Raw genomic sequence first — 4,641 nt, 5'->3', positions numbered from 1 at the left:
TATTGAATATTATCTTGTGAATGGTCAATTTTGCAACAGAATAATCATTTATAAGAAATGGCTGAACAAGAATTATTAAGTGCGTGTCTGTCACCTGCATTGGACAAGAGATTCAAACATCTGTGGCGATTAGTTGGAAATACACCGATGTTGGAACTACAGTATACTTACAAAGGTAAACCGGGGCGAATTTTCGTGAAATGTGAGAACTACAATCTGACCGGTAGCATTAAGGATAGGATGGCTCTTTATATTCTATACAAAGCGTATATGAATTGTCAGATTCGCCCGACTGATGTTGTTATTGAAGCCACGAGTGGAAATACAGGGATTGCTTTTTCAGCAATCGGCAAAGCGCTTGGTCATCAAGTAAAGATTATTATGCCTAACTGGCTGAGTAAGGAGCGTACCGATATTATTCGAAGTATGGGGGCGGATATTCAGTTGATAAGCAAGGAGGAAGGTGGTTTTTTAGGAAGTATTCGTTTAAGTGAAGAGCTTGCTGCAAAGGGCGGTGTTTTTCTTCCACGGCAATTTGAGAATCAATATAATGCCGAAGCGCATGAGAAAACTACAGGTTACGAGATTGTAAAGCAACTGGAAGAACAGGGCTTAGTTGCTGATGCTTTTGTTGCTGGTGTGGGAACTGGTGGTACGGTAATGGGTGTGGGTAGAAGCTTAAGAAAAGTAAACCCAAATGTTCGTGTACATCCGCTGGAACCGGCAGAAAGTCCAACTTTGACTACAGGACATAAAGTAGGTTCACACCGTATTCAGGGAATATCGGATGAGTTTATTCCTGCTATTGTGGATTTAGATGAACTCGATACTGTCGTTTGTGCGAATGATGGTGATTCCATTATCATGGCGCAGAAACTATCGCGCCAGTTGGGATTGGCTGTTGGTATCTCTTCGGGAGCAAATGTAATCGGAGCGATTAAATTACAACAGGAGCTGGGTGATGAGGCTGTCGTGGTGACGCTACTTTGTGATGATAACAAAAAATACCTAAGTACTGATTTGGTGAAAGACGAGCCGGTAAAAGAAGGATATCTTTCTACAGACGTTGATTTTTCGGGTTTTCAACCGATCTGTAGACTGCCAAATCCGGTATTTGGCGCTTAAAAAGATTTAGTTTCATATGTTTATAGTTAACTCGGGGAGTCTCTAGCTCCTCGGGTTTCATTTATTCAAAAACCAATATATACCTAAGAATAACACAAAATGAAAGTCAATTTCAAATTATTTATCCTTCTCATGTTGCTGATAGCGCCTGTGGCCATGTTTGCTCAAGCGGATACAACAACAAACAAGTTGGAGGGGCTTGAGTTTACGGATGGTACGATCAGTCCCGATTCACTATCTTTTGAGGAATCTCCGGATACCGTTACCGTAAAGGCCGACTCGAACAAGACCACAGTAGCGGCAGTAGCAACAGGTGAAAAAGCTGCTGGGGCAGAAAAGAAATCATTGTGGAGTATCTTTATTGCAGGCCTTATAGGCGGTTTTGCAGCATTATTGATGCCTTGTATTTTTCCGATGCTACCCCTGACGGTGAGTTATTTTACGAAACAGTCGGGAAGTCGTGCCAGTGGTATCAGTAAAGCCCTGTTGTATGGATTATTTATTATTGTGATTTATGTTGCTTTGGGGATGATTATCACGATCGCATTCGGATCTGATGCACTCAATGCGCTTTCGACTAACGGCATATTCAACTTCATTTTCTTTTTGTTGTTGGTTGGATTTGCGGCATCTTTTTTTGGTGCATTTGAAATTACTTTACCAAGCTCCTTTGTCAATAAAATGGATGCCAAATCAGATAAAGGTGGTTTGGTCGGCTTGTTCTTTATGGCCTTCAGCTTGTCATTGGTTTCATTTTCTTGTACAGGACCGATTATTGGGACGTTGTTGGTTGAGGCAGCTTCGAAAGGGGAAAGATTAGGTCCAGCAATTGGGATGTTGGGATTCTCCATTGCTCTAGCCATTCCTTTTGGTTTGTTCGCCATGTTTCCTTCCATGCTTAAATCCTTGCCGAAATCCGGTGGTTGGCTGAATAGTGTAAAAGTAGTATTGGGATTTTTGGAACTCGCTTTAGCATTGAAATTTTTATCCAATGTCGACTTAGCTTACCACTGGAATTGGTTGGATAGAGAGGTGTTCCTGTCGCTATGGATTGCTATTTTTGCTTTGATGGGTCTATACTTGATTGGCAAGATAAAGTTCTCCCATGACAGTGAGCTGAAATTCCTATCTGTTCCCAGAACGATCTTGGCAATTGTTGTTTTTTCTTTTGTGGTCTATATGGTGCCCGGTTTATGGGGAGCACCTTTAAAATCGATTTCTGCTTTTTTACCACCATCGGCAACACAAGACTTTGATCTTTCTTCGGGTGTAAGCTCTGGTGCTGCTGCACATTCAGACGGGAAGGTGAAAAAATATGCTGAAATTTTTCATGAAAGAGGCACGCCAAAAGGATTTGATCCTTATTATGATTACGACCAGGCATTAGCTACGGCTAAAGAATTAAACAAGCCCGTTTTAATCGATTTTACGGGTTGGAATTGTGTCAATTGTCGTAAAATGGAAGCGAATGTTTGGACAGACCAAGCGGTGGCCAAATTATTAAAAGAAGAGTTTGTTATGGCCGAGCTTTTTGTGGATGATAAGACCGAGCTGGCTGCCAATGAACAATTTGTTTCCAAATATAGCGGCAAAAAGATCAATACAATCGGTAAGAAAAATAGCGATTTTCAAGCTGCCACATTCGATAGCAATTCACAGCCACTGTATGTAATTGTCGATCCGACGGGCAAAAAACTGGTGCCTCAGAGCGGTGCCAACTACAATGTAGAAGAGTACAAGGCATTCCTGCAAAGTGGTGTGGATGCATTTAAACATAAAAACTAACCATCGTCATATTCTAATTTTATCCTCCTTGTTATGTGCAAGGGGGATTTTTTTTGATAAAATATCGCTTTTTGTGTCTCCAGGGCTTATGCAGTGGGGCTGTCTTCGTATTGTCTTCGTATTGTGTTCGTACCAGCTTCGGACGGGGACAATCTTGCAACATATATTGACCAAACCCTGACCAGATATTTCCTGTTCGGGGTCTGTTCAACAACTGTACAGCACCTGTTCAATATCTGTTGCTTGTCCGAAGCAGGTACGAAGCAGGTACGAATCTTTCCCCGAACCCTACCTGAGGTGAATGTGCCGCCCCCACCAAATAATCCAGGCTTTTCGCCGTCGCAGCCTTCATATCCGTCACTACCATTTTATTTTCCAACTTATCCTCCAGGTGGCGATGGTGGTGATGGAGCTGATGTTGCGGAAGCATAAGGCAAAAAAAGAAGCCCTGTCATTTGTATGAACAGAGCTTCAAATTATACTATAAATTTATGGAAACTATTAGAAGTCAAATTTGACCCGAGCACGAATACCCCAGGCTGGTGCATCGACGTGATCAAGGTAATTTAGACGTTTTACGTAGTCTACACGTAATATTTTAAAGATGTTGGATAGACCGATACTAGCTTCCATATAAGGTTCTGAACCGAACGTATAGGAGCTTTGTGTGCCATCCGCATTGTGCTGCCAAGTGAATACCTTTGAACCATAGTTAGGGTCGTCGGGATTGTTTTCTTTACGCAGTCCACCGTATACTCCTTTGAAGCTAAATACCTCACGTAATTTAAGTTTTTTGATCAACGGAATCTTGTTCAAAAGGAAACCGTTCATATAATACTGCACGTTCAATGAGGCATTATGATCACTGACAAACTCAAGGAAGTTCATTAAGTTGTATGAATTTAATTGATAAGCATAGGTCTGATTGGCACGATGGATCGTCAAGAAAGGGAAAGGGATCTCTTTACCGGCAATATAATTTCCTTCTGCGGTCACGTCGGCATAGCCAAATTGACTCAAATAAAAGCGTTTGAATGCACCAAGATTAAAGTTGTGGTAATTGTACTCACCCTTCGCTAATCCTTTGATACCAGCGGTATAATTGAACGTGAAGATCGGATATTGATTGAATATAGGTGTCCGGTAAATCTTTCCTTGATAAAACTCTTCATGAGGAGCGTATCTGAAATTTACAGACACTTCGGTCGAGTTCAGTTCATTGAACAGTCTACTTTCATTGTTGGCATCAACCATTTGGTAAGTCAGACTTCCAGCAGGTGTTTGTCTGTTGATATTGAAAGCAGCGCCAATAGCCAGGTGATTTAAAAATTCTTTTTTATACTCTAAGCCATAATTTGTCTCATAGATGTAACGGTCGTTATCTCCGCGTTTGAAAGATAGCAAGAAGTTGTCTTCTTGAATAAATTCCAGTTTTTGTCCAGGAATCTTCGTATCCTTTTTATAAGAGGCCCTGATGTAGTGCATCGGGAAGGAGTATACTGATTTATTGTTGAACGCATAAGTTCCACTGAAAAAGTATTTCCATTTCTGATCTTTAAAACCATAGGCCGCATAAGTTTCAGCATAGAAACGCTTGCTTAACGATTCTGTCGTACGTCCGCCGACACGTAAACGGAAACCTTCTACGGGGTTAAAGCTATAGAATGTATTGACTGGGCCGATTTCAACTGGGCCAGCCTGTTTGTATCCTGACAGCAATAACGCGGCGAT

The 4,641-nt window shown here is 41.4% G+C and carries 3 protein-coding genes; 2 read left to right on the top strand and 1 reads right to left on the bottom strand.

The genetic code is table 11. The features are described from left to right. The first annotated feature begins 57 nt into the window (after positions 1 to 57). Complete coding sequence (locus B2X72_RS03860) at positions 58 to 1,125, top strand: PLP-dependent cysteine synthase family protein (RefSeq protein ID WP_088161060.1); 1,068 nt, start codon at positions 58 to 60, stop codon at positions 1,123 to 1,125. A gap of 99 nt (positions 1,126 to 1,224) precedes the next feature. After that, positions 1,225 to 2,910: a protein-disulfide reductase DsbD family protein gene (locus B2X72_RS03855; RefSeq protein WP_145327463.1), complete on the top strand. Its 1,686-nt coding sequence runs from the start codon at positions 1,225 to 1,227 to the stop codon at positions 2,908 to 2,910. Between the two features lie 501 nt (positions 2,911 to 3,411). Here B2X72_RS03855 and B2X72_RS03850 read toward each other — a convergent pair. Beyond that, positions 3,412 to 4,641 (bottom strand): DUF5686 family protein (locus B2X72_RS03850; protein ID WP_286848335.1); only part of this gene is annotated, 1,230 nt, incomplete at its 5' end.

Source organism: Sphingobacterium sp. UBA7253 (assembly GCF_002472745.1).
GTDB lineage: Bacteria > Bacteroidota > Bacteroidia > Sphingobacteriales > Sphingobacteriaceae > Sphingobacterium > Sphingobacterium siyangense.
This window is presented reverse-complemented; position numbering and strand designations above follow the sequence as displayed.

Coding starts and splice junctions, on each gene's coding strand:
- B2X72_RS03860 (WP_088161060.1), top strand. CDS start 58: ATGGCTGAACAAGAATTATTAAGTGCGTGTCTGTCACCTGCATTGGAC.
- B2X72_RS03855 (WP_145327463.1), top strand. CDS start 1,225: ATGAAAGTCAATTTCAAATTATTTATCCTTCTCATGTTGCTGATAGCG.